The 26913-nt window shown below is 74.3% G+C and carries 26 protein-coding genes; 8 read left to right on the forward strand and 18 right to left on the reverse strand.

Annotated elements, in window-relative coordinates:
* The first annotated feature begins 77 nt into the window (after positions 1-77).
* Complete coding sequence (locus ACWEJ6_RS29705; protein WP_452427978.1) at positions 78-941, forward strand: D-alanyl-D-alanine carboxypeptidase family protein; 864 nt, start codon at positions 78-80, stop codon at positions 939-941.
* Positions 942-957: 16 nt separating this feature from the next.
* Here ACWEJ6_RS29705 and ACWEJ6_RS29710 read toward each other — a convergent pair whose 3' ends face one another.
* The 3 genes from ACWEJ6_RS29710 to ACWEJ6_RS29720 form a co-directional block, all read right to left on the reverse strand.
* Positions 958-1233: a hypothetical protein gene (locus tag ACWEJ6_RS29710; protein ID WP_387669654.1), complete on the reverse strand. Its 276-nt coding sequence runs from the start codon at positions 1231-1233 to the stop codon at positions 958-960.
* Positions 1234-1335: 102 nt separating this feature from the next.
* Positions 1336-2748, reverse strand: a complete 1413-nt coding sequence (locus ACWEJ6_RS29715) for an MFS transporter (protein ID WP_452427980.1) — start codon at positions 2746-2748, stop codon at positions 1336-1338.
* A gap of 32 nt (positions 2749-2780) precedes the next feature.
* Complete coding sequence (locus ACWEJ6_RS29720) at positions 2781-3170, reverse strand: RidA family protein (protein WP_452427982.1); 390 nt, start codon at positions 3168-3170, stop codon at positions 2781-2783.
* 67 nt (positions 3171-3237) lie between these two features.
* Between ACWEJ6_RS29720 and ACWEJ6_RS29725 the strand changes: the two genes are divergently transcribed.
* Complete coding sequence (locus ACWEJ6_RS29725; RefSeq protein WP_452427984.1) at positions 3238-3840, forward strand: CGNR zinc finger domain-containing protein; 603 nt, start codon at positions 3238-3240, stop codon at positions 3838-3840.
* Between the two features lie 80 nt (positions 3841-3920).
* Here ACWEJ6_RS29725 and ACWEJ6_RS29730 read toward each other — a convergent pair whose 3' ends face one another.
* On the reverse strand, positions 3921-4529 hold the full coding sequence (locus tag ACWEJ6_RS29730; RefSeq protein ID WP_387669660.1) for a TetR/AcrR family transcriptional regulator: 609 nt from the start codon (positions 4527-4529) through the stop codon (positions 3921-3923).
* 73 nt (positions 4530-4602) lie between these two features.
* Here ACWEJ6_RS29730 and ACWEJ6_RS29735 point away from each other — a divergent pair, with 73 nt between their 5' ends.
* Entirely contained in the window at positions 4603-5790 is a 1188-nt protein-coding gene (locus ACWEJ6_RS29735; RefSeq protein WP_452427986.1) for a cytochrome P450, read from the forward strand.
* Between the two features lie 73 nt (positions 5791-5863).
* The gene (locus ACWEJ6_RS29740; protein WP_358301434.1) at positions 5864-6301 is read left to right on the forward strand and encodes a VOC family protein; all 438 of its coding nucleotides are present in this window, start codon (positions 5864-5866) and stop codon (positions 6299-6301) included.
* Between the two features lie 17 nt (positions 6302-6318).
* Here ACWEJ6_RS29740 and ACWEJ6_RS29745 read toward each other — a convergent pair whose 3' ends face one another.
* The 5 genes from ACWEJ6_RS29745 to ACWEJ6_RS29765 form a co-directional block, all read right to left on the reverse strand.
* Positions 6319-7542, reverse strand: a complete 1224-nt coding sequence (locus tag ACWEJ6_RS29745) for a beta-ketoacyl-[acyl-carrier-protein] synthase family protein (protein ID WP_364393882.1) — start codon at positions 7540-7542, stop codon at positions 6319-6321.
* The gene (locus ACWEJ6_RS29750; RefSeq protein ID WP_452427989.1) at positions 7542-7793 is read right to left on the reverse strand and encodes an acyl carrier protein; all 252 of its coding nucleotides are present in this window, start codon (positions 7791-7793) and stop codon (positions 7542-7544) included. The genes ACWEJ6_RS29745 and ACWEJ6_RS29750 overlap by 1 nt, the downstream gene beginning before the upstream one ends.
* Before the next feature lie 90 nt (positions 7794-7883).
* A complete protein-coding gene (locus tag ACWEJ6_RS29755) occupies positions 7884-8741 on the reverse strand; it encodes a lysophospholipid acyltransferase family protein (protein ID WP_452427991.1) in 858 nt (285 codons plus the stop codon).
* Positions 8738-10981 carry an MMPL family transporter gene (locus ACWEJ6_RS29760; RefSeq protein WP_452427993.1) on the reverse strand — a complete coding sequence of 748 codons (2244 nt, stop codon included), beginning with the start codon at positions 10979-10981 and terminating at the stop codon, positions 8738-8740. The genes ACWEJ6_RS29755 and ACWEJ6_RS29760 overlap by 4 nt, the downstream gene beginning before the upstream one ends.
* Positions 10982-11138: 157 nt before the next feature.
* Entirely contained in the window at positions 11139-12050 is a 912-nt protein-coding gene (locus ACWEJ6_RS29765; RefSeq protein WP_452427995.1) for a lysophospholipid acyltransferase family protein, read from the reverse strand.
* 510 nt (positions 12051-12560) lie between these two features.
* Between ACWEJ6_RS29765 and ACWEJ6_RS29770 the strand changes: the two genes are divergently transcribed.
* On the forward strand, positions 12561-13445 hold the full coding sequence (locus ACWEJ6_RS29770; protein ID WP_452427997.1) for a phosphotransferase enzyme family protein: 885 nt from the start codon (positions 12561-12563) through the stop codon (positions 13443-13445).
* Between the two features lie 15 nt (positions 13446-13460).
* On the opposite strand, the gene ACWEJ6_RS29775 is transcribed toward ACWEJ6_RS29770, so the two are convergent.
* Both ACWEJ6_RS29775 and ACWEJ6_RS29780 read right to left on the reverse strand, forming a co-directional pair.
* Entirely contained in the window at positions 13461-14744 is a 1284-nt protein-coding gene (locus tag ACWEJ6_RS29775; RefSeq protein ID WP_387669671.1) for an ArsB/NhaD family transporter, read from the reverse strand.
* A gap of 5 nt (positions 14745-14749) precedes the next feature.
* Positions 14750-15208, reverse strand: coding sequence for a CBS domain-containing protein (locus tag ACWEJ6_RS29780; protein ID WP_358301452.1), 459 nt, complete (start codon positions 15206-15208; stop codon positions 14750-14752).
* 446 nt (positions 15209-15654) lie between these two features.
* On the opposite strand from ACWEJ6_RS29780, the gene ACWEJ6_RS29785 reads away from it, so the two are divergent.
* The 3 genes from ACWEJ6_RS29785 (at position 15655) to ACWEJ6_RS29795 (ending at position 18429) form a co-directional block, all read left to right on the forward strand.
* Complete coding sequence (locus ACWEJ6_RS29785; RefSeq protein WP_452428000.1) at positions 15655-16659, forward strand: HAMP domain-containing sensor histidine kinase; 1005 nt, start codon at positions 15655-15657, stop codon at positions 16657-16659.
* Entirely contained in the window at positions 16656-17300 is a 645-nt protein-coding gene (locus ACWEJ6_RS29790; RefSeq protein WP_352351471.1) for a response regulator transcription factor, read from the forward strand. Before ACWEJ6_RS29785 ends, ACWEJ6_RS29790 begins: the two co-directional genes overlap by 4 nt.
* A gap of 217 nt (positions 17301-17517) precedes the next feature.
* A complete protein-coding gene (locus ACWEJ6_RS29795; RefSeq protein WP_387669675.1) occupies positions 17518-18429 on the forward strand; it encodes a hypothetical protein in 912 nt (303 codons plus the stop codon).
* A gap of 64 nt (positions 18430-18493) precedes the next feature.
* Here the strand turns inward: ACWEJ6_RS29795 and ACWEJ6_RS29800 are convergent, their stop codons facing one another.
* The 7 genes from ACWEJ6_RS29800 to ACWEJ6_RS29830 all read right to left on the reverse strand — a co-directional run bounded on the left by ACWEJ6_RS29800 (position 18494) and on the right by ACWEJ6_RS29830 (position 26665).
* Positions 18494-20029, reverse strand: a complete 1536-nt coding sequence (locus tag ACWEJ6_RS29800) for a family 20 glycosylhydrolase (protein ID WP_452428003.1) — start codon at positions 20027-20029, stop codon at positions 18494-18496.
* Complete coding sequence (locus tag ACWEJ6_RS29805) at positions 20026-21198, reverse strand: GDSL-type esterase/lipase family protein (protein ID WP_452428005.1); 1173 nt, start codon at positions 21196-21198, stop codon at positions 20026-20028. The genes ACWEJ6_RS29800 and ACWEJ6_RS29805 overlap by 4 nt, the downstream gene beginning before the upstream one ends.
* Positions 21195-22400: a glycoside hydrolase family 1 protein gene (locus tag ACWEJ6_RS29810; protein WP_452428007.1), complete on the reverse strand. Its 1206-nt coding sequence runs from the start codon at positions 22398-22400 to the stop codon at positions 21195-21197. Before ACWEJ6_RS29810 ends, ACWEJ6_RS29805 begins: the two co-directional genes overlap by 4 nt.
* 32 nt (positions 22401-22432) lie before the next feature.
* Entirely contained in the window at positions 22433-23263 is an 831-nt protein-coding gene (locus tag ACWEJ6_RS29815) for a carbohydrate ABC transporter permease (RefSeq protein ID WP_352351481.1), read from the reverse strand.
* Positions 23260-24222, reverse strand: coding sequence for a carbohydrate ABC transporter permease (locus tag ACWEJ6_RS29820; RefSeq protein WP_364342554.1), 963 nt, complete (start codon positions 24220-24222; stop codon positions 23260-23262). Before ACWEJ6_RS29820 ends, ACWEJ6_RS29815 begins: the two co-directional genes overlap by 4 nt.
* A 3-nt stretch (positions 24223-24225) precedes the next feature.
* The gene (locus tag ACWEJ6_RS29825) at positions 24226-25488 is read right to left on the reverse strand and encodes an extracellular solute-binding protein (protein ID WP_452428009.1); all 1263 of its coding nucleotides are present in this window, start codon (positions 25486-25488) and stop codon (positions 24226-24228) included.
* A gap of 109 nt (positions 25489-25597) precedes the next feature.
* On the reverse strand, positions 25598-26665 hold the full coding sequence (locus tag ACWEJ6_RS29830; RefSeq protein WP_452428011.1) for a LacI family DNA-binding transcriptional regulator: 1068 nt from the start codon (positions 26663-26665) through the stop codon (positions 25598-25600).
* Between the last annotated feature and the right edge of the window lie 248 nt (positions 26666-26913).

The following is a 26913-nucleotide window of genomic DNA, read 5'->3' on the forward strand; positions in this document are numbered from 1 at the left end:
GGGCTGATACACGGCTGAGCGCGGACGGATGCGCGGCCACGGCCGTACGGACACGGCGGTCGCGCAACCTGGCCGGTATGCGACGTTCCTTGATGTTTCTGCTGCTGGCGGGTGTTCTGTCGGGCTGTGCCGGGGCTCCCCGGGTCACCGGGGACGCGTCCCTGCCGTGGCCGCAGGAGGGGCAGGCGGCGGTCGAGGTGGCCGACGCGGGCAGCCTGGGCGTCAGCGGCGACCTGCGGCCGGTGCCGATCGCCAGCGTGACGAAGGTGATGACCGCCTACGTGATCCTGCGCCGCCACCCGCTCCGGCCCGGCGACGACGGCCCGGCGATCACCGTGGACCGCACGGCGGCCGAGGAGTCGTTGTCGCGGCTGGAGTCGACCGTCCCGCTCGTCCAGGGCCGGACGGTACGGCTGCGGCGGCTGCTGGAGCTGATGATGGTGCCCTCGGGCAACAACGTGGCCCGGCTCCTGGCCCGCTGGGACGCCGGCTCCCAGGAGCGCTTCGTGGCCCGGATGAACGCCGCCGCACGACGTCTGGGCATGGCGGACACCACGTACACGGGGGCCAGCGGCAACGAGGACACCACCGTCAGCACCGCCGCCGACCAGCTCAGGCTGGCCAGGGCGGCGATGGGCGACCCGGTGCTGCGGGCGGTGGTGGCCCAGACCGACACGTCCGTCCCCGGGGACGCCCGGCGGCTGCACAACACCAACACGCTGCTGAACAGGCACGGCGTCATCGGCATCAAGACCGGCTCGGGCACGGCCGCGGGCGGCAACCTGATGTGGGCCTCGCGCGTACGGGGGCATCTGGTGCTCGGCGTCATCCTCGGCCAGGCCGCGCACACCGACCCGGCCGCCGCCAAGGCGGCGGCGCTGGAGGCGGGCGGGCGGATGAGCGCGGCGGTCGAGCGGTGGCTGCTCGACCGGTCGCGATGACGTGACCGGGCCGGGATCAGCAGTTCAGGCCGCTGACGATGCCCAGCTGGGGTGTCGGGTTGACGACCGCGCAGCCGTAGGTGCCGGACGGGATGGTGATCGACCCGGCTCCCGAACCCTCCCCGGTGCAGCCGGAACCCAGGATGTGGTAGCCCACGACGCTGCCCAGGTAGGTGCGGGAGCCGCCGGAGCAGACCCACGAGCCCATCGCGTGCGCGGACGACGCGGGCAGGGAAGCCCCGGCGAGGGCGAGGGCCGAGACGACGGCGAGCCGTCGCACCAGCATGATCATGACGTTCCCTTTCCTCCGAAGGGACGGCGGCACCTCATCCCTGCCCCGCGACCCGCCGCGTGCCACCCGGGAACGCTGTCCACTATCGGACGCGATCCCCCGTCAGGGCCGCTCCTTCGAGGCCCTGGGCAGGGCGAGCACGGCCACCGCCCCGGCGGTCACGAGGCCGGCGCACGCCCAGAACGCCAGGGCGTATCCGGACGTCGGCGCGCCTGTGGGGGCCGCGGCCAGGGTGGTCAGCGCGGCCAGCCCGAGAGAGCCGCCGACCTGGCGGGCGGAGTTGAGGATGCCGGACACCAGCCCCGCCTCGCCGGGGGCGGCGCCGGCCGTGGCGGTCATCGCGATCGGGGCCGAGGTGAGCCCCAGCCCGCCGGTGACGAGCACGCCCGGCAGCACGATCCCGGCGAGCAGGCCGCTCTCCGGCGTGACGACGGCCTGCCAGGCGAACCCCGCCGCCGAGACCAGCGCGCCCGTGGCCAGCAGCGGACGCAGCCCGACCCGGCCGGCCAGCCACGGCGTGGCCTTGGCGGCGACGACGACGGCGAGGGTGTGCGGCAGGAACGCCAGGCCCGCCTGGAGCGCGCTGTAGCGCAGCACCTGCTGCATGTGGAGCGACAGGAAGTACCAGAGCGCGAAGCCCGCGGCCCCCAGCAGGAACTGCACGAGGAGCGCGCCGGACACCGAGCGGGCCCGGAAGATCCGCAGCGGCATCAGCGGCGCCCGCGCGAACCGGGCCTGCACCAGGACGAACACGCCCAGCGCCAGCACGCCCACGCCCATCGGGACCAGCGCGCGCGCCGAACCCCACCCGTGCGCGGGGGTCTGCAGCACGCCCAGCTCCAGCGCCGACAGCCCGGCCGTCACCGTGATCGCGCCGGTCAGGTCGAGCCCGCGGGCGCCGGCGTCGCGGCTCTCGGCGAGCAGGCGCAGCGCGGCGATGACCGCGACCGCCCCGATCGGCGCGTTGATCAGCAGGATCCAGCGCCAGGACAGGTGGTCGGTGAGCAGCCCGCCGGCCAGCGATCCCGCCGCCCCGCCGACCGCCCCGACCGCGCCCCAGGTGGCGATGGCCCTGGCCCGCGCCGGACCGGCGGGGATCGTGGTGGTGAGGATGGTCAGCGTGGCCGGGGCGACCACGGCCGCGCCGAGCCCCTGGCACGCCCGCGCGGCGATCAGCACCTCCGGCGTGGTGGCTAGCCCGCCGGCCAGGCCGGCGACCGCGAACACGGCCAGGCCCGCGACGAAGGTGCGCCTGCGGCCGTAGAGGTCGGCCGCCCGGCCGCCCAGCAGCAGGAACCCGGCGAAGGTGAGGAGGTAGCCGTTGACCACCCATTGCAGCCCCTCGGCGCCCAGGCGGAGGTCGGACTCCATGGCGGGCAGCGCGACGTTCACGATGGACACGTCGAGGACCATCAGGAACTGCGCCAGGCAGACCAGGGCGACGATCGGCCAGAGGGGGCCGGGCGGCCGGGCGGCGCCCCGCCCGGCCGGTGGCGCCTCCGCGGTGTTCGTCATGATCGGAGATCTCGTCGAGGGTGCCCGCGGCGTCACACGACGGCGACGGCGTCGACCTCGACGAGGCATCCCGGGTTCAGGCCGGCCACGACGTGCACCGTGATGGCGGGCGGCGCGTCGGCCCGGTTCCACACCTCCTGGAAGGCGGCCACTCCCTCGTCGAACGTGTGGCCGTCCAGGACGGCGATGCGCCAGTGCACGACGTTCGCCAGGCTCGCCCCCTCGCTCTCCAGGATCGTCCTGAGGTTGCGGAACACCTGCCTGGCCTGCTCCCCCACCGTGGGGCCGACGACCTTGCCGTCGGGGCCGACGCCGTTCTGGCCGCCGATGTAGATGGTCTTGGCCGGCTGCTCGACCACGACGGCCTGGCTGAAGGCCGGGCTGCGGTGCAGCCCCTCGGGGTTGACGTGCCGTACGCCCATGTTCTTTCTCCTCACGTTCTGAAACCGGTTTAAGAGGTTTCGTTGCGACACCAGTTATAGTGGTGTCATGCGCGTGAACGCAACCGGACGGGTGCTGCACGATCCCAAGGGCGGGTCGTTCAGGTTCGACGCCGGCGCCCTCTGCCTCGACTTCGCCCACACCGGCGGCGAGGGTCAATATGCGATCTTCGAGACCCTGCACGAGCCCGCCGACCTGGCCGAATGGCTGGCCCAGCCGCCGCTGACGGCGGTCATGACGGCCCCCGTGACCGCCGGCGAGCTCGCCGACGCCAAGGCCCTGCGCCAGGCGATCTGGGACGCGGCGCACGCCCAGGCGGCGCGCCGCGCCGTGCCCGCCGGGGCGATCACGGTCATCAACCGGGCCGCGACGGCCCCGCCCCTGGTCCCCGAACTCGCCGCCGACGGCGTCACCGCCGGATGGGCGTCACCGGTGCGGGCCCCCCAGGCGCTGTCCGCCATGGCGCGGGAGATGATCGAACTGCTGTCCGGGCCGCTCGCCGAACGTATCCGCGAGTGCGCGAGCGACGACTGCCCGCTGGTGTTCGTCGACACCTCGCGCCCCGGCGCCCGCCGCTGGTGCGCGATGGAACGCTGCGGCAACCGCCACAAACTCCGCGCCCTGCGCGCCCGCCAGGCCCTGGAGCCGTGACGAGCGGCCGTCAGGCGCACGCCCGCCGGGAGCGGCATGCGGACGCCGCCCCCGGGCGGTCCCGGGCGGCCCCGCGCGGACTAGGGCCGGTCGAGGCTCGACAGACCGTTGACCGCGACCTCGATCCCGCGCCGCCCGGCGGCCAGGACGTCGTCCTCCGAGCCGCCCTGCTCCTGGGCGACCATGCCGGCCACGGCCAGCGCGCCCATGAAGCTGCCGACCGCCGCCCCCGCCGACACCGGGTCGAGCCCCGGATAGACCTCGCACAGCGCCCTGGCCAGCCGGGGCTGGGTCTCCATCATGAGCGTCAGGCCGCGGGCGCGCAGCGCGGGCTCGGCGACCATCAGCCGCGCCCGCAGCGGCGACAGCGCGAAGCCGAGCTCGTCGTCCTCGGCCAGGCTGCGCACCATGGCCTCGAACATCCGGCTCAGCAGCTCCCCCAGCGGCTCTCCCGGCCGCCGCCCGGCGATCGCCTCCAGCATCACCCGCTCGCGCTCGCCCGCCTGGAGGAAGAGCACGTCCTCCTTGCTCGCGAAGTACGCGAAGAAGGTGCGGGGCGCGACGTCGGCCGCCGCGGCGATGTCGGCGACGGTGGTCTGCTCGTACCCCCGCTCGGCGAACAGCCGGACGGCCGCCTCCAGCAGCGCGCGGCGGGTGCGGGCCTTCTTTCGTTCGCGATGACCTTCCACGGCGCCACCCTACTGCATGCCCTGCTTTTATGCACAGGTTGCAAATTCGCAGTCTCTGCGGTTTTCTGAGGGCATGGACATCCTTCAGAGCCTGCCGCTCGACCGCGAGGACCCGTTCGAGCCGCCCGCCGAGCTCGCCCGGCTGCACGGCCCGCTGCACCGCATGATCTACGCCGACGGCCGCCCCGGCTGGCTGGTCACCGGCCACGCCGAGGCCCGCGCGGTGCTCGACGACCCGCGCTTCAGCAACACCTCCCAGGGCGCCGCGCCGCCGATCAAGGAGCTGGCGCCGCCCGAGGGGCTGGCCGACCTGGTGGTCCCGCCGGGCTTCTTCATCGCCATGGACGACCCCGAGCACTCCCGCTACCGGCGGCTGCTCACCGGCCGCTTCAGCATGCGCAGGATGCGGCTCCTGGAGCCGAGGATCCAGGAGATCGTCGACGGCCGCCTCGACGAGATGGCCGCGGCCGGAGCGCCCGCCGACCTGGTCGGCGCGTTCGCGCTGCCGATCCCGTCGCTGGTGATCTGCGAGCTGCTCGGCGTGCCGTACGACGAGCGCGCGCGCTTCCAGGACACCACCGCGCGCGCGGTGAACCTGGACAACTCCGCCGAGGAACGCGGCGCGGCGGGCGCCGAGCTGATGGGCTACCTGTCCGAGCTGGTCACCCGCAAGCGGGCCGAGCCTGCCCAGGACCTGCTCGGCGAGCTGGTCTCCGGCGGCGAGCTGAACCACGAGGAGCTGACCGGGGTGGCCACCCTGCTGCTGACCGCCGGCCACGAGACCACCGCGAACATGCTGGCCCTCGGCGCGTTCCTGCTGCTGAGCCGTCCGGAGCAGGCGGAGCTGGTGCGCACCGACCCCGGCGTGGCGGCGACCGCCGTCGAGGAGCTGATGCGCTACCTCAGCATCGTGCACATCGGCCCGATCCGGGTCGCGCGGGCCGACGTGCCGCTCGCCGGGCGGACGATCAGGTCCGGGGAGACCGTGACGCTCTCCCTGCCGGCCGTCAACCGCGACCCGGCCCGCTTCCCCGACCCGCACCGCTTCGACGTCACCCGCGAGGCCGGGCCGCAGCTCGGCTTCGGCCACGGCATCCACCAGTGCCTGGGCCAGCAGCTCGCCCGCCTGGAGATGCGGCTGGCCTTCCCCGCGCTGCTGCGCCGCTTCCCCGGGCTGCGGCTGGCCGTGCCCGCCGAGGAGGTGCCGCTGCGCCCGCGCGCCACGATCTACGGCCTGTCGTCCCTGCCGGTCACCTGGTGAGGCCGCCGGGTTTGACGTGCCCTCCCGCCGTGCAGAGAGCATGACGGACGAAAGACGATCACGGGAGGCGCGCATGGCCGGTACGGACGGCGGGATCAGGCTGTGTCAGGTGGTGCTCGACTGCACCGACGCCAGGGCGCTGGCGGAGTTCTACCGGTCCCTGCTGGACCTGGTCTACCGGCCCGGCGACGAGCCGCCGCAGGCGGGCGCCGACGACGAGCGCGGCCGCGACTGGCTCGTGCTGCGAACCAGGGACGGCGCGCCGCAGCTCGCCTTCCAGCAGGTCGAGACGCTTCCGGAGGCGACCTGGCCGGAGCCCGGGGTGCCCCAGCAGCTTCACCTCGACCTGACCGTGCCGTCGGTCGAGAGCCTGCTGGAGCAGCACGAACGCGTTCTGCGCCTGGGCGGCCGGCTGCTGCTGGACCGGATCGACGACGACGAGGAACCCCTGCGGGTCTACGCCGACCCGGCCGGGCATCCGTTCTGCGTGTTCGTCTCCCGGCGGGGCTGACCGTCCGGCGGGAGCGGTCAGCGCGCCGGCGAGAAGACCAGCGTGGCGTTGTGGCCGCCGAAGCCGAACGAGTTCGACATCACCGGCCCCCTCGCGATCGGGCGCGGCACGGGCGCCGCGTCGATGTCGCAGCGCGGGTCGAGCCGGTCCAGGTTGGCGGTCGGCGGGGCGGTGCACTCGGCCATCGCCAGCACGCACGCCACGGCCTCGATCGCCCCGGACGCGCCGAGGGCGTGCCCGGTCACCCCCTTGGTCGAGCTCACCGGCACGGCGGCGGGCCCGAAGACGCGGCCGATCGCCTGGGCCTCGGCCAGGTCGTTCAGCTCGGTCCCGGTGCCGTGGGCGTTGACGTGCACGATGTCCTCGGGCGCCAGGCCCGCGTCGGCGAGCGCGGCGTCCATGCACCGCCGGGCGCCCTCGCCGCCGGGCGCGGGGGCCGTCAGGTCGTGGGCGTCGCTGGTGCGGCCGTAGCCGGACACCTCGGCGTGGACGCGCGCCCCGCGGCGCACGGCGTCGTCGAGACGTTCCAGGACGAGGAACGCGGCCCCCTCGGCCAGCACGAACCCGTCGCGGTCGGCCTCGAAGGGGCGGCAGGCGGCCTCGGGGTCGTCGTTGCGGACCGACAGGGCCCGGCACCGGCTGAAGCCGTGCAGCATGCCGGGGGTGACGTTGGCGTCCCCGGCCCCGGCCACGACCAGGTCGGCCGAGCCGTCGCGGATCAGCCGGACGCCCTCGCCGATGGCGTGCGCGCCGGAGGCGCAGGCGGTGACCACGGACATGCTCGGCCCGCGGATCTCGTACCGCATGGCGATGGCGGCGGCGCCGGCGTTGGGCATGATCTTCGGGATGAAGATCGGCGACAGCCGCAGCGCGGCCGGACCGGGCGTGTCGAGCAGCGCCGACTCGTAGGTCTCGGTGCCGCAGAACGAGCTGCCCGCCACCACGGCCCGGCGCTCGGGCGGCACCCGCGGATGACCGGCGTCGGCCAGGGCGTCGCCAGCCGCGCACACCGCCAGCAGCGACGCCCGGTCCAGCCGCCGGGCCTGCCGGTCGGTCAGGTACGCCGAGACGTCCAGCTCCGGCACCTGGCAGGCGAAGCGCACCGCGAGCGCGGACGTGTCGAAGGACGTGATGGCCCGTGCCGTCGAGCGCCCGCCGAGCAGCGCGTTCCACAGCTCCTTGGGGCCGGAGCCGGCGGGCGTGCGCAGGCCGAGCCCGGTCACCGCGACCCGGGGTCGCATCAGCCGCCCACCGCCGTCAGGTGGCGGCGGATGACGGCGACCATGTCGGCGACGGTCCGCACCCGCTGGAGCCGGTCGTCGGCGAAGGTGCCCCACTCGTCCTCGACCACGGCGTGCAGCTCGGCGAAGTCGAGGCTGTCGGCGTCCAGTTCCTCGCGCAGGTCGGTGTGCGGGCCGATCTGGGCCGGGCTGACGCCCAGGACCCGCGCGCAGTGGCCGCGGAGCACGTCTGTTATCTGGTCGTCGGTCATGGTGCCGTCCGTTCTCTCGGCGGATGGGGGGCGTGTCCGAGTGTGCTCCAGGAGTGCGGGCGGGTCCGGGTATGACACATCAAATGTCCATCAAGCCGGGCCCAGAGCGTCCCTGACCCGCGACTCGGTCAGCGCGGCCAGCGCCGCCCGGTCCGCGCGCGGCCGTCCGGTGAGCTCGGGGCGCACGGGGGGCAGGAACGTCACCTCGGCCACCAGGTTCCGGGTCGCGACCACGCGCAGCAGCGAGACCGGCAGGGAGTCCGCGCCGATCCAGGCGGCGCGGGTGGAGGGCGCGCCGGCTTCGCGGTAGCGCAGCGCCACCGGCCGGACGGTCGCGCCCGCCTCGACGGCGGCCTGGAACAGGGCCGGGTGGAAGGCTCCCATGGCCTGCCCGCACCAGGTGGTGCCCTCGGGGTAGGCCAGCACCGCGTCCCCGTCGCGCAGCGCGGCGGCGACGGCCGTGATCGCGGCGGGCAGCCCGGCCGGCCGGTCCTTGTCGATGAACAGCGTGCGGTGGGCCGCGGCCAGCGACCGGACCAGCGGCCACCGTCCGATGTCCCGCTTGGCGAGCTGGCGGGCCGGCGTGAGGGCCGCCATGATCAGTGGATCGGCCCACGAGATGTGGTTGCTCACCAGCAGGGTGCCGTGCCCGTCCAGGGCGGGGACGCCGCCGGGGATCCGCACCGTGATGCCGAGCGCGCGCACGATCAGGCCCATGGCCCTGCGCGCGAGGCGTGCGCGCAGGGCCCCGGCGCGGCGGGCGGGCATCGCCGACAGCGTCAGGGCGACCCCCAGGGCCAGCGCGCAGCCCAGGAGGCGGGCGGCCCGGCGCACCGGCCCGGCGGCGGCGACCGGCGGCCGCACGCACGCGTCCGGCGTGCACGGCGACAGCCCCGGCCCGGACGGCGGCCGCTCGTGGCGGTGGTCCTGATCGCGGATGGTCGTCACGGTGTGCCCGCGGGTGTGCCCGCCGGCGCCGCGGGCTCCGTCCCGTCCGGGCCGCCCGGCCCGCCCGCGGCCGCGCCGACGGGGACGCGCGGCGGGTCGCCCGGAGAGCCGCCGCCGCTCCCCCGCCGGCCGCGCAGCAGCCGGGGCGACCACCAGTTGACGGGCCCGGCCAGGCGCATCACGGCGGGCACGAGGAGCGTGCGGATCAGCGTGCAGTCGACCAGGACGGCCACCGCGATGCCCACCCCGATCATCTTGAGCACGGCCAGGCCGGAGGTCGCCACGGCGGCCATGACGACGGCGAAGATGACGGCGGCCGAGGTGAACAGCCGCCCGGTGTGCTGCAGCCCGGTGGCGACCGCGGTGGCGGTGTCGCCGCGGCTGCGGTACTCCTCGGTGATCCGGGACAGCAGGAAGATCTCGTAGTCCATGGACAGGCCGAAGGCGACGCAGAAGATCAGCGTGGGCATGAGGGCGTCGATGCTGCCGGTGGCGGTGAAGTCGCCGACCAGCCCGCGCAGGTGGCCGTCCTGGAAGACGTGGACCAGGGCGCCGAAGGTGGCGGTGAGGCTGAGCACGTTCATCACCAGGGCCTTGACGGCCAGCACGACGCTGCGGGTCAGCAGCGTCACCATGGCCAGGGTGGCCAGCGCGATCAGCGCCAGGGCCGTGGGCAGCGTGCCGGCGATGCTCTGCCTGATGTCGTCGAGCTCGGCGCCCGGCCCGGCGAACAGCGCCTGGCCCGGGGCCGGGATCGCGCGCAGGCGCCGGACGAGCTCGCTGTTGGCCACCGAGTACGGCTCGTGCGCGGTGGTGACGAGCAGCCAGGTGCCCGCCTCGCCGGTGAACCGGCGGCCCTGCCCCGGCACGGTGGCGGCCCTGCTGTAGGAGCCGCCGGCCGTGTCCACCCGGAGCACGCCGTCGGTGGCGGCCAGGCGCCTGGCGTAGCCGTCCAGCGGGCCGGCGGAGCTCTGCCCGGTCATCCGCAGGTCCGGCAGCACGATCATGGTGCCGCCGACGACCTGCTGCCCGCCGAACTCCGCGCGCAGCGCCTGCGCCGCGCGGGCGGCGGGCGCGTCGGGCGGCAGGATGCGGTCGTCCAGGGTGCCGAAGCGGGCGCCCAGGAACGGCGCGCCCATCGCCAGCAGCAGCGCGGTGGTGGGCACGGCCACCGCCAGCGGGCGGCGCATGACGGCGACCGCCAGGCGGTACCAGGGCCCGTCCTCCACCGGCGGCGCGGACCGGCGCGCGGCGTTCCACGGGCCGGGCACGGGAAGCCGGTTGACCCGGTCGCCGAGCAGGGTGAGCACGGCCGGGAGCACCACGAGGCTGGCCGCGGCCGCCGTCAGGCTGATCGTCATCCCGCCGACGGCCAGCGAGCGCAGGATGGTGAACGGGAACAGCAGCAGCGCCGACATGGACAGCGCCACGGTGGCCGCCGAGCAGGCCATGGCCCGGCCGGTGGTGCGCATGGTGACGGCGACGGCCTGGACGGCGTCCTGGCCCTGGGCGAGCTGCTCGCGGAAGCGGGTGACGATGAACAGGCTGAAGTCGACGGCCAGGGCGAAGCCGAGCGCGCTGGAGATGCTCAGCGCGAACACCGAGATCTCCATGACCTCGGTGAGCAGGCGCAGCACGGCCATGGTGGCGATCACCGCCAGCGCGCCGATCAGCACCGGCAGCAGGGCGGCGACCAGGCTGCCGAACACCACGCACAGGATGGCCAGGGTCAGCGGCGCGGCGATCAGCTCGGCGGTGCGCAGGTCGGTCTCGCTGCGGTCCTGCGCCTCGACGCGTACCTGGGCCTCGCCCGTGGCGGTCAGCGACAGGGGGCCGTAGCGGCCGTGCAGGGAGTCCATGATCCGGCGGGCGGCGGCGTTGCGGGCGGCGTTGTCGCCGCTCAGGTGGGCCAGGACGACCGCCGCGCGCCCGTCGCCGCTGCGCAGCCTGGGCTCGTGGCCGCGCCAGTACGAGGTGACCCGCCACACGCCGGGATCGGCCGAGACGCGTTCGGTGAGCCGCGTCCCGGCGGCGTCGATCTCGGGGTCGTCGACCGGGCGCGCGGCGCGGGCGATCAGGACCAGGTCGGCGTTGCCCGCGTGGAAGGCGTCCTGGAGGATGTCGTCCGCGCGCAGGGACTGCGATCCGAGCGGCACGATGTCGCCCAGCACGAGCCGGTCGTGCACGTCCAGGCCGGCCACGAGCGAGACGGCGAACGTGACGGCCGCGCCCCAGAGCACGACCCGTCGCGGCCACCTCCGCCCACGGCCGGACGGCGGCGAATTGCCCCACATCGGTGAATCCTTACGTCGAGTAACGGTCGGTCGAGGCCGCCGCGCACGCGCTCCCCCGCGGCGCGGGCCTGTGTGGTCAGTTGTGTGCGGTTGGCTTGTGCGCTCAGTCGAGGCCGGCGCGTACGCGTTCCTCGGCGGCGCGGGCCAGGGCGGCCCGTCCGCGCGGCCCGCGGGCGGGCGCGGGCGGCGGCAGGAGCGGGGTGAGCCGCACCTCGGCCCGCAGCCGTCGCGTCCCGGCCACCCGGACGACGGACCCGGTCACCGAGTCCTCGCCCACCCAGCTCCCCCGGCTCGACGGGCTCGGGCCCTCGTAGTAGCGCAGGACGGCCGGGCACACCGCCGCCCCCGCGTCGATCGCCGCCTGGAAGACCGCGGGCCGGAACGTGCCGACCTCGCGCCCGCAGGACGTGGTGCCCTCGGGGAAGACGGCGACCGTCTCCCCGGCCAGCAGGGCGTCGCGGATCAGGCCCACCGCGGCGGGCAGCGTGGACAGGCGTTCCCTGTCGATGAACAGCGCCCCGCAGGCCGCGCCGAGCGTCCCGATGAGCGGCCACCGGCGCACCTCCCGCTTGGCCAGCAGGCGGCAGGGCAGCGCGGCCAGCATGACCAGCGGGTCGAGCAGCGAGACGTGGTTGGCCACGACGAGCACCCCGGCCGCCGCCCCCGCGAGGTCCGCCGGACCGGCGACCTCGACCCGGACGCCGAGCGCGCGCAGCAGCAGCCGGGCCGCCGCCTGCGCGGTCCTGGCCCGCCAGAGCCTCGGCGCGGCCCCCATGGCGAGGAAGGCGGGCAGCGCGGCCAGCAGCACCAGCAGGGCGGCGCACAGCCGGGCCGCGCGGCGCGTCCGCCCGGCGGCGACGGCCTCCTCCGGCAGGCACGCGCGCACCGAGCACGGCGCCCGCGCCAGCCACGGGTTGATCTCCACGCGCCGGCCGGGGCCGGCGACGTGCCGCCACGTCGCACGCCCCCGCCCCGCCCCGGCGGGCGGCACGACGGACTGCACGACGGACTGCACGGCGGACTGCATCACGGACGGCGCCGCAGTCGGCACTGCGGGTGGAGTCGGATGGGACACGCGGGACTCCCAGACGGTGATCGGCGGGCCGGCCCGAGCGGCGCTAACGGCAGCGCGAGACGACGGCGGGCGGCAGGCCCACGGTGGACGAGCCGGGCACGACGGCAACAGCTCGCCGCAGGCCGGGCGCGACGGCGACCGCCGGCCGCGGGCGGCGGCGCGCGGTGCCAGGCGGCGTGTGGGTGCCCCGGCGCCGGGACGGGCGGGTATGGGGCGGATGTGAGCTTTGGGCGATTTCTTGCGACTGCACGATCATGAGCGTCCCGAATTCGGAGCGGGCTCGGCACCGGCGGCCCTGACCGCGGGGTGACAAGCGGATGATGATCCTGTTAGTGCAGGTTAAGCGCCATCCGGCGGAGAGCGCCGAATTTGCGCCACGTGTCGCCCGACCTTGGCAGAACACTCCCCAAGCCGTCCCAGCTCATGACCTGAGCCCCATAACCTGACAAGGTGATCTACGCAAAGACGCCCCTCACCCCCGAGATCCGTGCCGCCGTCTCCCGGGCCTGGGGCGCCGAAGGAGAGGGCGAGCGGCTGCACGGCGGGGAGGAGTCGGCCGCCTACCGCCTCGGCGACCACGTCGTCCGGGTGGGCCCGGCGGCGCGCGGGGTGGCCGAGTCGGAGTGGTGCCACGCCGTCGCCCGGCACGCCGCCACCACGCTCCCCGAGGCCGTCGCCCCGCTGGCCACCACGGGCGGCGCGACGGTGGTCGTCGTGGCGGGGCGGCCGATCTCCTGCTGGCCCTACGTCGAGGGCGAGTGGCCCGACTCCGACGTCCCGGCGCAGCGGGAGGCGGGCGCGCGGCTGCTGGCCAGGCTCCACCGCGCGCTGGCCGGTCTGCGTCCCGGCCCGCGTCCCGTGCCCGCCTTCCAGGAGTCCGGCCTGTACGGCGACCCGCCCCCGGACGCCGCCGACCTGCACGACCCCGTCCTCGACCGCTGGCTGGCGGCCTTCCACGCCGGGCATCCCGTACGCCACCCGCTGCACGGCGACTACTACACCGGCAACACCCTGGCCAGGGACGGCCGCATCGTCGCCGTCCTCGACTGGGACGAGACCTTCGTCGGCGCCCCCGAGCTGGAGCTGGCCGCCGCCGCGCTGGAGTGGGGCGACGACCTGACCGGCCCCAGCAAGGAGTTCGTGGCCGCCTACCACGAGGAGGGCGGCACGGCGGCCCCCCTCGACGACGAGTCGCTCGCCCAGCTCGTCCGGCACAAGCTGCGCAGGGAGCACGCCTACTTCCGCAAGGCCGCCGCGGCGGGCGTGCCGCACGACGAGGAGGACCTCGACTACCACCGGGCCCGGGTCGAGCTGTTCCACCGGCTGCGTCCCTGACCCGGGCGGCCCGGGTCAGAAGTAACGCAGCCAGACGTACACCCAGGCCAGGGCCGTGCTGCCCAGGGTGACGACGATGCCGTACCGGGTGAACTGCCAGAAGGAGATCGGGTTCCCGGTGCGGGCGGCGATCCCGAGGGCCACGACGTTGGCGCTGGCGGCGACGGCGGTGCCGTTGCCGCCGAAGTCGGCGCCGAAGGCGAAGGCCCACCACAGCGCCTGCCCGGTGGACGCGTCCGGTGCGGCGGCGGCCAGTTCCTCCACCACCGGCGCCATCGTCGCCACGTACGGGATGTTGTCGAAGAACGCCCCCAGCACGCTGGAGCCGAACAGCAGGGAGGTGGCCGCGGCGAAGTAGTTGTCGCCGAACAGGTCGATGGTGGCGCGGCCGATGGTCTCCATCATGCCGGTGTGCACCAGACCCGCGACCATGACGAACAGCCCGGCGAAGAACACCAGCGTGGGCCATTCGACCTCGCGCAGCACGTCCCCGAGCTCGACCCGGCAGACCAGCAGCATGACCCCCGCGCCGACCAGGGCGATGATCGAGGGCGCCAGGTGCAGCACGGAGTGCAGCGCGAACGCCGTCACCACGCCGGCCAGCACCGTCATCGACCGCGCCAGCAGCGCGGGGTCGGTGATGGCCCGCCGCTCCTGCAGCGCCATCACCTTGGCGACGTGGTCGGCGTTGTAGTGGAACGACCGGCGGAACAGCGGGTAGGTGAGCAGCACGAACACCCCGAAGATCACCACGACCGCGGGCGCCATGTGGACGAGGAAGTCGTTGAACGTCAGCCCCGCCCGGCTGCCGATGATGATGTTCGGCGGGTCGCCGATCAGCGTCGCCGCCCCGCCGATGTTGGAGGCCAGCACCTCGGCGATCAGGTACGGCTGCGCCGGGATGCGCAGCCGCCCGCACACCATCACCGTCACCGGCGCGACCAGCATGATCGTCGTGACGTTGTCCAGGAACGGCGAGGCCACGGCGGTGATGGCCATCAGCATCGCCATCAGCCGGTACGGCCGCCCCCGCGAGCGTTTGGCCGCCCAGATCGCCAGGTAGTCGAACAGCCCGGTCTGCTTGATCACCCCCACGATGATCATCATGCCGAGCAGCAGGAAGATGACGTTCCAGTCGATGCCCGCGTGCCCTGAGGAGAACACCTCCTCCCCCGGCGTCAGCCCCAGCACGGTCATCAGGCCGGCCGCCACCAGGACGACCTTGACCTTGTCGGCCTTCTCGGTGGCGATGAAGAAGAACGCCACCACGAAGATGGATAGGGCCAGGATCGCGCTCATGCGGATCAGTCCGGAAGGCTCGTGATGGCCAGGCTGGTCAGCAGGCGTTCCAGCGTGATCGCCCCCGTGAGGGTGGCGTCCGGGCCGAGGACGGCGACCAGCGGGCTGCGCGTGCGGGCCATCAGCGCCGCCACCTCCAGCAGGGTCGCGTCCGGCGGCACGGTGACGGGCCGCGCGGGCGGCCTGGGCAGGCAGTCGCCGACGGTCAGGTGGGCAAGCTCCTGCCAGAACAGCTCGGCGTCGCTCTCGTCGAGGGTGCGGGCCAGGGCCTGGTCCTCCTGGTACGTGCCGGGGATGGCCAGCCGCAACACCTGCGTGCCCGGCAGCACGGTCGCCGGCCTGCCCCGCTCGTCCACCACGATGAGTCCGGGCAGCCGGTTGACCACCATCAGGCGCACGGCGCGTCCCACGGAGTCGCGGGCCGTCACGGTCGGCAGGGTGACGGCGATGTCCTGTGCTCGCATGGCACCGTCCACGGTGGTCGAAGTGGTGGGAAGACGACGGTTCGCGCCGGTTCGGGGCACGGTCGTATGACGGATCTTGATGGGGAGCCTCCAGCGGGGGCATGGGCGAAGGTCACAAAGGCGGCCGGGACGGCTCAGACGCTCTGCCCCGGCCACGGGACGGCGGCCGGCCCCCGGCGCGGCCCGCGCGTCAGATGGCCCCGGGGGACGGACCGCGACCCGCGGGCGGGCAGGAGGAGAAGCGGTCCTGCCGCCGCGGCTCGGAGAAGGTCCGTGCCACGCATCGCCCACCTCCTTACGGTCCGTCCCTGTTTTCCGGGGAGACCATGCCATCACCGCGCGGGGGGCCGCGCCCATCGGGTCCGGCCCCCATATCGGGTGGGGGCGCGACCGTATTCGGGCCGGGTCAGTGGACAGCGCGGGCGGCGAACGCCCAGGCTGAAGGCATGAGAGACGCCGTCGCCACCGCGCCGGAGCCGCCTGGCCGCACCCCGGCCCAGGCGTTGTTCCGCCGCCTGTTCGTCATCAACGCGCTGGTCTTCGCCGCGGGCACGTTCGTGCTGGCGCTGTCCCCCGCGACGGTCTCCTCACCGGTGCTGCTGACCGAGATCCCGGTGCTGCTCATCGGCCTGGCGCTGATCCTGGCGGCGAACGCGTTCCTGGTGCGGGCCAGCCTGGCCCCGCTGACCTCCCTGACCGCCCTCATGCGGCGGGTGGACCTGCTGCACACCCACGACCGGCTGCCCGCCGGCAACCGGGACCTGCGCGGCGTCACCGACACCTTCAACCAGATGCTCGACCGGCTGGAGGAGGAGCGCAGCGTGGCCAGCGCCCAGGCCCTGGCCGCCCAGGAGGCCGAACGTGGCCGCATCGCCCGCGAGCTGCACGACGAGATCGGCCAGAGCCTGACCGTCGCGCTCCTGGCGCTCAAGCGGGTGCGCGACCGGGCGCCCGCGGAGCTGGCCGACGAGCTCGGCCACGCCCAGGAGGCGATCAGGACCAGCCTGGACGAGGTGCGCCAGGTCGCCCACCGGCTGCGCCCCGGCGTCCTGGAGGACCTCGGGCTGACCAGCGCCCTCACCGCGCTGGCCACCGACCTGTCGCAGACCGGCACGGTCGAGGTCACGCGTAGACTGGCCGCGGGGCTGCCGCCGCTCAGCTCCGAGGTCGAGCTGGTGCTCTACCGCATCGCCCAGGAGAGCCTGACCAACGTCGCCCGCCACGCCCAGGCCACCAGGGCGACGCTCACGCTGACGCCCGACGACGGCGACCTGGTCCTGCGCGTCACCGACGACGGCCGGGGCGGCATCGGCGAGCCGGGCGCCGGCATCCGCGGCATGCACGAGCGCGCCCTGCTCATCGGGGCCCGCCTGAGCGTGCACTCGCCGCCCGGCGGCGGCACCGAGATCGTCCTCACCGTCCCCGGCGCGGCCAAGGAGAACGCCCGATGACCCGCATCCTGCTCGCCGACGACCACGCGCTCGTCCGCCAGGGCGTCCGCCTGATCCTCGACGCCGAGCCCGACCTGACCGTGGTCGCCGAGGCGGCCGACGGGGCCGAGGCGGTGGAGGCCGTCCGCACCCACGACATCGACCTGGTCGTCCTGGACATCGCCATGCCGCGCATGACCGGCCTGCAGGCCGCGCGGGAGATCTCCCGCCGCCGGCCCGGCATCCGCCTGCTGATGTTGTCGATGTACGACAACGAGCAGTACTTCTTCGCCGCGCTCAAGGCCGGGGCCTGCGGCTACGTGCTGAAGTCGGTGGCCGACCGCGACCTCATCGAGGCGTGCCGGGCGGCGATGCGCGGCGAGCCGTTCCTCTACCCGGGGGCGGTCACCGCGCTGATCCGCGACTACCTCCACCGCCACCGGCACGGCGACCCGCTGCCCGACAGCCTGCTGACCGCCCGCGAGGAGGAGATCGTCAAGCTCATCGCCGAGGGCCACTCCACCAAGGCCATCGCCGACACCCTGGTCATCAGCCCCAAGACCGTCGACCGCCATCGCAGCAACATCCTGGCCAAACTCGGCCTCAACGACCGGCTCGACCTGACCCGTTACGCCATCCGCGCCGGCCTGATCGAACCCTGACCTCGGCGGACGGCCGCGCCCCCGGGTCCCGCGGCCCCGGCGGCCCGGCCGGATGGAGCCCGCGGGCGCAGTTCCATGAGACGATCGAGATCATGATGGGTCCGTTGGGCGCGAGCAGTGACGTCCTCCACGCCTCCCTTTCGTCCTGTTGTGCTCCGGCACGGGCCGCCGCCGACCCTGCCGCCGATCCCGTCGTCGTGCCGGTCGTGTGCTGAGCATGGCCGAGGACACCGTCGCGTCCTGGGGCGCGCTCACCGGTCAGGAGGCCCGCGGCCTCGTATCCCGCATCGAGGGGCTGCGTCCGCGGCGCGGTCCCGGCGACGGGGGCGAGGTCCCCGCGGCCGACGTCGACGTCGTCGAGGGGCTGGGTCCGGCGGCGGCCGGCGTGGCGGCGGCCTGGCTGCGCGAGCGGCCGTCCCCGGCCCTGCGGCGGACGCGGCTGCGGGTGCTGGCCTCCTACCTGCGGTGGTTGCGCGGGCAGGATCCCGGCGGCGACGTGCTGGGGGCCGGGTCGCAGGTCGACGCCTACTGCCTGGCCGCGCTCACCGCCGGTCTGGCGCCGTCCGGCCGGCCGCTGGCGCGCGCGACGGTGATCCGCAGGCGGGCCGTGCTGGCCTCGTTCTACGCCTTCGCCGGACGGCACGGGCCGGCTCTCCCGGCGCCGGCCGCTCACCCACCCACCCCGGCCGAGCGGCGGCTGCTGCGCGGCGGGGTCGCCCTGCTGGCCGAGGAAGGGCGCTTAGCCGAGGCCGTGGCCGTCGGGCTGCTGGAGTCCACCGGCGCGTCCGTCGACGCGCTGGCCCGGCTGACCCCGTGCGACGTGCACCTGGTGGGCGCCGGCGACCCCGTACTGATCACCCTGCACGACGGGCGGGGCGACATCGTCGCCTTCCCGCTCGCCCCCTACCTGCGCCGCCCGCTGCGCCGCCTGTGCGGCGACCGGCCCGCCGACCACCCGCTGCTCACCGGCGAGGCGGGCCGGCGGGTCGACCTGGCCTGGACGCGGGCCGCGCTCACCGAGGCCGCGATCGCCGCCGGCCTGCCCCGGCCGCGGGCCGAGGGCCTGCACCCGCACCTGCTGCGCGCCCTGACGGTGACCGAGCTCGGCGGGTCGCCCTGGCGAGCCTGACGACGACGAGCCCTGGGCCGCGACGGGTCCCGGGACCCTGACGAGCCCCTGGGCCGCGGCGGGGTCACGGCTCCGCCGCGGGCCGGTACGCCGCTCCCCATCCCGTCGCCTGCCACGTGGCGGCGTGCGGTCGCAGGCGTGCCCGGTGGTCCTCCCAGGTCGCCGGCTCACGCGTCCAGGATCGTTCGGCCGCGGCCGGGAGACGGGGCAGCAGCAGGAACGCCAGGTCGTCGAAGGACGTGATCGTCTCCGACCAGATCGCCGCCTCCACCCCGGCGACGCGGACGTCGAGCCCCGGCACCAAGGACCGCGGGGTCCAGTCGAACATCTGCCGGAGGGTCTTGGCCGGATAGTCGCGGAACCCGAGCCGGGCCCGGCGCGCCTCCCCCTCGGCGTCCGCGGCGGGCTCGGCGTACGGGCGGTCGTAGTACAGCACGTCGCTGGAGGACAGCAGCACCGGCAGCCCGGCCGCCGCCGCGGCGGGCCCGTCGGACGGCGCGAGGGCGAACAACGCCACCATCTGGTCGACGAACGGGTGCGCGGACTCCGGCAGCTCCGCCTTCTTGGCGTCGGCGTCGATGCTCGTCTCCGCGCCGATCCACAGCTGCACGAGGTCGCCGACGCCCAGCGCCCCGGCGCGTACCGTCTCCTGCCAGGCCACGACCCGGCTGCCGGCGTCGCGCGCCGCGCGGACGGCCACGCCCACCGCGCGCGTGTACGCCGTGACGGGCATCCCGAACGGCTCATCACCCCCGACGTGCACGAACCGGGCACGGGACGCCCGCGCGAACTCGGCGACGGTCTCCGCGATGAAGGACTCGGCCCCGGGCACGGCCGGATCGACGTAGCCCAGACGGGCGGCGGCCCCGTCGCCGGCGAGCTCCGGGTAGGCGCGGATCGCGGCGTGGGCGTGCCCAGGAAGGTCGATCTCGGGCACGATCGTCACCCCGCGCGCCGCGGCGTACGCCGTCAGCTCCGCCAGCTCGCGCCGCGTGATCAGCTCGCCGGGCGAGGTCGCGTCCAGCGCGGGACGGGCCGCCGACTGCAGCCGCCAGCCGCCGGAGTCGGTGAGGTGCAGGTGCAGCACGTTCAGCTTGTACCGCGTCAGCAGGTCGATGACGCGGCGGATCTCGTCCGGGCGGAAGGGATGCCGGACGACGTCGAGCATCAGGCCCCGCCACGCCAGGGCGGGCCCGTCGGCGATGCGCCCGACCGGCAGCCGGCCCGCCGCCGACTCCGCCAGCTGCACCAGCGTCGCGGCGCCCCGCAGGACCGCGTGCGGGGTCGGGCCGGTGATCGTGATCTCCTCCGGGGCGATCGTCACGGTGTGCCGCTCGTCCGGGGGCAGCTGTTCCGGCGCGATCCCATCGGCCGGCGGCACGTCGCCGGGCGCGTCGCCGATCAGCAGGACGACGCGCGACGGGGACGGGTCACCCGCCGAGGGGGTGGCGGGGAGGCGGGCGAGCTCGCCTTCGAGCCACGCGCGGGCGTCGCGCAGACGATCGTCCGCCCGGATCTCGACGCGGCCGGGGCGCAGGGCGGTCGTCGTCGCGTGGTCGAGCGCGACCGCGTGCGGCCACGGCACCAGCGCGGCCCTCATCGCCGGCCGCCGAGCAGCCCCGCCAGGGCCGGCATGCCGGCCACCGTGTCCTGGAAGCGCCGCGCGATGAGGTCCAGCCCTTCCTGCGTGGGGTGGAGCCCGTCGCCCAGCAGGCGCGCGTCCTGCTCGCCCAGCAAGGTACGGCCGTCCACCAGGTGCAGGTGGGGGTCGTCGGGCGCGCGCCCGGCGTGGACGCGCTCGATGATCCGGCGGGTGGCGGCCAGCGTGAGCGCGCCGTCGTCGGCCTCCAGGGCGCGGTCCGCCCCGGCGGCCGTGCCGCCGCGATCGACGGTCGGTCCCGGCGTGTGCTCGTGCGCCGGGCAGGCGATGGCGGTGATGAGGACCACCGGGGTGTCCGGATGGCCCTCGCGGATCAGGTCGAGGAAGCCGTGCATCGCGGGCAGCATCGTCCTGGCCCGCATCGAGTCGGCGTTCACGAGGTTGATGCCCACCTTCAGGGTGATCAGGTCCGCGGGGGCGTCCCTGATCATGCGGGCGACGAACGGGTCGAGCTGCGCGTTCCCGCCGAACGACAGGTTGCGCAGGCGCCAGCCGGCGCCCAGGGCGACCCGCGCCGGCCAGGTGCCGTCGGGGGTGGCGGCCTGCAGCCCATGGCTGATGGAGCTGCCGTGATGCGTCCAGCGCGGCAGGCCGCCGGCGGACGGCGGCGCGATCGGGGCGTCGGCCGCCAGGCCGATGACCTCGACCGCGCAGTCGTGCGGCAGCATGATCTCGACCTGCTTCTCCCTGCCGTCGGGCACGAGGGCCACCGTCACGGCGGACGGATCACGCTGTTCCCGGCCGGCGACCTGCCGGTCGGCGCCGATGACGACGACGTCCCCTTCGGGGATCGCGACGTGTTCCGCCACCGCGCCGTCGACGACGACGGCGAGGCTGTGCGGCCGGGCGACCTCGGCGCCGGCCGGCCGCAGCGAACGGGTGTGCAGGCGCAGCCGCAGCAGGGTCGCGCTGGTGGCGAAGCGCAGGGAGACGCCGGTGGGCGCCTGTTCCATGAGGTCGAACCAGGGGTCGTCGTGCTGTGCGCGGGCCCATGGCGGCAGCCGGCGCGGGCGCAGGCCGCCGTGGGCTCCCGGGTCGAGGGCGGCCGCGCCGTCGATGAGGCGGGCCAGGTCCGCGGCGTCCAGGGTCACGTCCAGGAGGTCCGTCACGACGCGGCCTTCCCGCCCAGGACGGCCGCCGGGTCCTGGACGAGCCGCCCGAACCAGCGGGCGCTGGGTTTGACCGTGCGCCGGAACGTGGTCCGGTCGACCGCGACGAGGCCGAAGGTGGGCGTCCACGATCCCCACTCGTAGTTGTCCAGAAGCGACCAGTGCAGGTATCCGCGCACGTCGATGCCGTCGGCCATGGCGCGGGCCAGACCCGTGACGGCCTCGGTCGTGTACGCGACGCGTTCGTCGTCGTCGGCGGTCGCGATGCCGTTCTCGGTCACCAGCAGCGGCGTCGATCCGCCGAGCCGGGCGGCGGTGTGCCGGACCGCGTCCTCCAGCGCGAGGGGGTAGTACTCCCAGCCCATCATCGTGCGCCTGTCGTCCGGGCCGGGGGCGATGACGCCGTCCGCGCCGGCGCGCAGGCGGCTGTAGGCCTGCACGCCGAGGAAGTCGTCGTCCTTCGCCAGGTCGATGTACTGGTCGTCGACCAGGTACGACAGCTCGGCGGTGCGGTCGGGGCCGGCGCCGTGGTCCTGCACGTTCTGGTTGGCCACCGTCCACCCCGAGCGCAGTCCGGGCACGGAGGCGAGCAGGTCGCGGGCCTGCTCGTGCGCGCGGGCCAGCGCGCGGGTCACGTCGGGGTCCGGCGGGACGAAGGAGGGGACAGGTTCGCCGGCGCCGTGCCTGCGGCGCGCGGCCACCAGGGCGACCATGTTGGGCTCGTTGATCGTGCAGACCCAGGGCACGCCGTCGAGGATCGGCAGCACCGCGCGGACGTAGTCGGCGAAGTGCGCGACCGCCTCCCCGGAGGTCCAGCCGCCTCCGGCGCTCAGCCAGGCGGGGCTGGTGAAGTGGTGGAGCGTGACGACCGGGGTCAGCCCGCGCTGCCCGCAGCCTTCGATGATCCGGCGGTAGTGGGCCAGCATGGCCGGCGACGGGTGACCGGGCGCGGGGACCACGCGGGCCCATTCGACGCTGAACCGGTAGGCGTTGAGGCCGAGGTCGCGGGCGATGTCCAGGTCCTCGGGCCACCGGTGGAAGCTGTCGCAGGCGTCCCCCGACCGTTCGGGCAGGCCCCGGCTCCCGTCGTGCTCCGCCTGCCAGAAGTCGCTTCCGACGTTGTTCCCCTCCACCTGGTGGGCCGCCGTCGACGCGCCCCACAGGAAACCGTCCGGGAATGTCGGCGGCTGCGAAGTCGTCATGTTCGATCCTGTCCTGGGTGTCGGAGGTGTGGTCATTTGAGGCCCATGGTGGCGATGCCCTGCACGAAGTAGCGCTGCAGGGACACGAAGAGCGCGAGGATCGGCGTGATGATCAGCACGGCCCCGGCGAGCAGCGTGCCGTAGTCGGTCGCGTACTGGCCGGTGGAGTAGAGCGAGAGCGCGACCGGCAGGGTGTACATCGACTCGGTCTGGCTCGCCACGAGCGGCCACAGGAAGTTGTTCCAGGAGCCGAGGAAGGTGAGGATGCCGAGGGTGGCCAGCGCGGGGCCGCACAGCGGCAGCACGACCCGGGTGAAGATCCTCGTCTCGGAGGCGCCGTCGATGCGGGCGGCCTCCAGCAGCGAGTCGGGGATGTCCAGCATGAACTGGCGCATCAGGAAGACGCCCACGGGCTGTGTGAGGAACGGCAGCACCAGGGCTCCGTACGTGTCGAGGATGCCCATCTTCGCGACGATCACGAAGAGCGGGACGAAGGTCACCACGCCGGGCACCATGATGGTCACCAGCACGACGCCGAGCAGGACGCGCTTCCCGGCGAAGTCCATCTTGGCCAGCGCGTAGCCGACCATCGAGCAGAACAGCAGGTTGCCGAGCACGGTGAGCACGGCGACGACCAGGCTGTTGCCGAAGAAGGTGCCGAAGTGCAGCTCGGTGAGCCAGCGGGCGAAGTTCCCGCCGGTGGGCGAGTGCGGCCACCACGTCGGGGGGTCGGCGAAGATCTCGTCCTGCGTCTTGAACGCGCCCAGCACCATCCAGGCGAACGGCGCGAGCCACACCACCACGCCGGCGGTCAGCACCACGTAGCTGAGCGAGCGCGCCGTCAGGCGTCCCTGCTGGGTCATGTGGCCCTCCTGAGCAGGCGGAACTGCAGGACGCCGACCGCCGCGATGACGACGAACATGATGTAGCTCGCCGCGGACGCCTTGGCGAAGTCGCCGAAGCCGAAGGCGTTGAACGTGTAGTACGTCATGGACAAGGTGGAGCCGAGCGGCCCGCCCTGCGTCATCACGAACGCCTCCTCGAAGAACTGCAGGTAGCCGACCGAGATGAGCACGCAGCCCAGCAGGATCGTGGGGCGCAGCAGCGGGAGCGTGATGCTGCGCAGGCGGCGCCAGGGCCCGGCGCCGTCCATCGCCGCCGCCTCCGCGACGTCGGCCGGGACGGCCTGCAGCCCGGCCAGGAAGATCACCATGAGGGTCCCGGTGTTGCGCCAGACGGCCATCAGGATCAACGAGGGCAGCGCCCAGGTGGTGCTGTTCAGCCAGTCCGGCCCCTCGACGCCGACCAGGGCGAGGACCATGTTGAGCAGCCCGTCCCGGGCGAGGATGTGACGCCAGATGACCGAGACCGCGACGACGCTCGTGACCACCGGCGCGTAGAAGGCGACGCGGTAGACCGGCCTGAGCCGGCGGACGCCCGAGTTGAGCGCCAGCGCCAGCCCCAGCCCGAGCGCCACCGTGGCGGGGATGCCGACGAGGACGAACAGCGCCGTCACCCCGGCGGCGTTCTGGAACTCCGGATCCGTGAGGACGTCCGCGTACTGCTGGAGGCCCACGAAGTTCACGTTGAAGGGCGACTGGATGTCCCGCGCGGTCAGGTCCGTGAAGGAGAAGCCGATCGAACCGGCGATCGGCAGGACCATGAACACCGCGAAGACGACGACGAACGGCGCGGCGAACAGCCAGGCGACCGTCGTCTGCCGGCGCCGGCGTTCGGAGTTGGCTCCCCCGGCCCGGCGGGCGCGCACGTCACGGGAGGCGCGCGCCCGTCCGGGGGCGGTGGGCGACATGGGGTTCGACACCGCTCAGGACACCCCGATGCCGTCGGCCTGCTGCTGGAGCTTGCGCAGCGTGTCCGCCACCGGGCGGCCGCCCTTGATGATCTGCTCGATCGCGGAGTCGCCCGCCGCGCCGACCTTGTCGAAGGCGACGAGCTGCGGCGGCGCCTTGGCCGTCTTGAGCTGCTCGGCGAACGCGGCGAGCGTCGGGTCGGCGACCAGCGCCGGATCCTGCCACGCGCTCTGGGTCGCCGGCAGGTCGCCGCTGACCTTGTACCAGGCCGCCTGGGTCTGCGGCTCGCTGAGCCACTGGACGAGCTTCCAGGCGGAATCGGGGTTCTTGGCGGCCTTGAAGACCACGAGGTTCGCGCCGCCGACGAACGAGGTCGAGCTCTTCCCCGCCGGAAGCGGCGCGGTCGCGTACTTGCCCGCGAACGCCTCCCCGCCGGCCTGGGAGATGGCGCCGCGCAGGAAGGGACCGGCGACGAGCATCGGCGTCGTGCCCGTCAGGAAGTCCTTCACCGCGGCGGCGGGCGCCGTGTCGGCGTTCGGATCGGCGATGCGCTGCTTGAAGTACGACGCCAGGTACTCGTACGCCGAGGCGAACTCCGGCGTGTCGAGGGTCCACGAGGACTGGTCGGCGTTCATCAGCTCCGCGCCGTTGGACCACGGCATCCAGAGCGAGGACAGGAACGATCCGGTCGTGCCCGCGGGCAGCCGGATGCCCCATTTCGCACCGGCCTTGCGCTGCAGGTCGGCCGCCATCCGCCGCAGCTCGTCCCAGGTGGCGGGGGGCTTGTCCCAGCCGGCCTTGCGGGCGAGGTCCGTCCGGTAGTAGAGCGCCCGGACGTCGACGTACCACGGCACCTCCAGCAGCCGGCCGCCGATGGTTCCCGTCGAGACGGCTCCCGGGTACATGCCCGCCGTGTCGATGGCCGCGGGCACGGGCGCGAAGGCGTCCTTGAACACCGGCAGGCCGGGCATCATGGCCAGGTCTGGAACGTTCGCGGCGGCGATGGCGGTCTGGAACTTCTGGTAGGCCGAGTCCCAGGGGATGGCGGTCACGTCGACCTTGACCCCCGGGTTGGCGGCCTCGAACTTCTTCACGAACTCGGGCAGGAGCTCGCCCTCGTTGCCCATCGCCCACATCGTGATCGCGCCGGCGGCCTTGGCCGCGACGCTGGAGGACGGCTGGGCCCGTCCGGCGCCCTCGTCGGCCCGGCCGCACGCGGTGAGCGCCGCCGCAACGGCGATCGCGGCCAGGGCCGCCACTGTTGATCTGTGTCGCACGGCCAGTTCCTTTCCTGTCGGCCTGTGTTGCCTCCCCCGAACGGCTGAGAATTTATGCGCTTAACTCGCCAGAAATCCAGCCCCAATGCGCAATTGAGACAAAACTTCGTCAGGAGCAGCCGCAGCTGCGGCCGAGCACCATCCGCGTCGGCAGCACGTACGACCTGGGGTGGGACACCCCCGCCGCGGTGTCGGTCAGGATGCGCACCGCGAGCCGCCCCATCGAGGCGAACGGCTGGCGGACCGTGGTCAGCGTCGGGTTCGACAGCCGCCCGGCGACGATCCCGTCGAAGCCGGTGATCGCGACGTCGTCCGGCACCCGGACGCCGTGCCGGGCCAGCAGGTCCAGCACGGTGAGGGCGAGCTGGTCGGTGGCGCAGACCAGGGCGTCCGGCACGTCGCCGGCCGCGATGGCGGCGCGCAACGAGCGCAGGCTGTCCTGGGCCAGCGCGGTGGTGTCGAACGGCTCCTCGGGGACCGGCAGTCCGTGCGCGGCCAGCGCCGCCTGGAACCCGGCGAACCGGGCGGCGATGTCGGGCGCGGCCGGCTCGCCGAGGAACGCGGGAGACCGGCGGCCGTGCCGCTCGATCAGGTGATCGACGAGCTCGCGCACGGCGCTCTCGTTGGCCACCGTGATGTGGTGCAGCGGGTCGTGCATGGGCGGGCTGCTGAAGATCACCACGGGCACGCCGCGTCCCACGTGCTCCAGCAGGTCGCGCGCCGCGCCGCCCGGGAAGATCGCCAGGCCGTCGACGCTGCCGGCCAGATCGAAGCTGCCCAGCGAGTCGCGGCTGGCCCCCGACCCGAGCATCACCGGGCGGCCCAGCCGCTGCGCCTCCAGCTCGAACCCGCGCTGGATCTCGTCGACGTAGAGCGGGAATCGCCGCACGTCACCGAGGCCGTCGAGCTCCCGGGCCACCATGGCGTCGAGGTCCTGGGCGCCGAGGTCGGCGGGCAGGAACATGTCGAAGGCGTACAGGCCGAGCGCCTGGGAGCGGCCCTTGGCGAGCCCGCGCGCGCTGCCGCTGGGCACGTAGCCGAGGGCCCGCGCGGCCTGCAGGACCAGCTCGCGCGTCTCCGGGCGAACCCGCTCCGGCTGCCGGAAGGTGTGCGAGACCGTCGCGATGGAGACGCCCGCCCGCTCAGCGACGTCGTAGACGGTCGCCCTCTGCGCCACCGGACCATCACCCGCCCTTCCCGGCGTCGCCTGCGAACGGATCGTATCCGCTTCGGGTCACCACCCTACGCGCCGGGCCCGGCCGGTGATCACCACGCTCGTACGCGTACCGGTGGCGACCGGGATCTTGACGGGACGCCCGCGCCCGGTAAAACTAACCACCTGGTAGGAAATGGCTGCGCGCCGCGGGTTCGCCCTGCGTGCGCGGCGTTCACCTCCGCCGCCGCGCCGGCCCCTGCCCTCACCCC

It is taken from the genome of Nonomuraea sp. NPDC004702 (genome assembly GCF_053601695.1).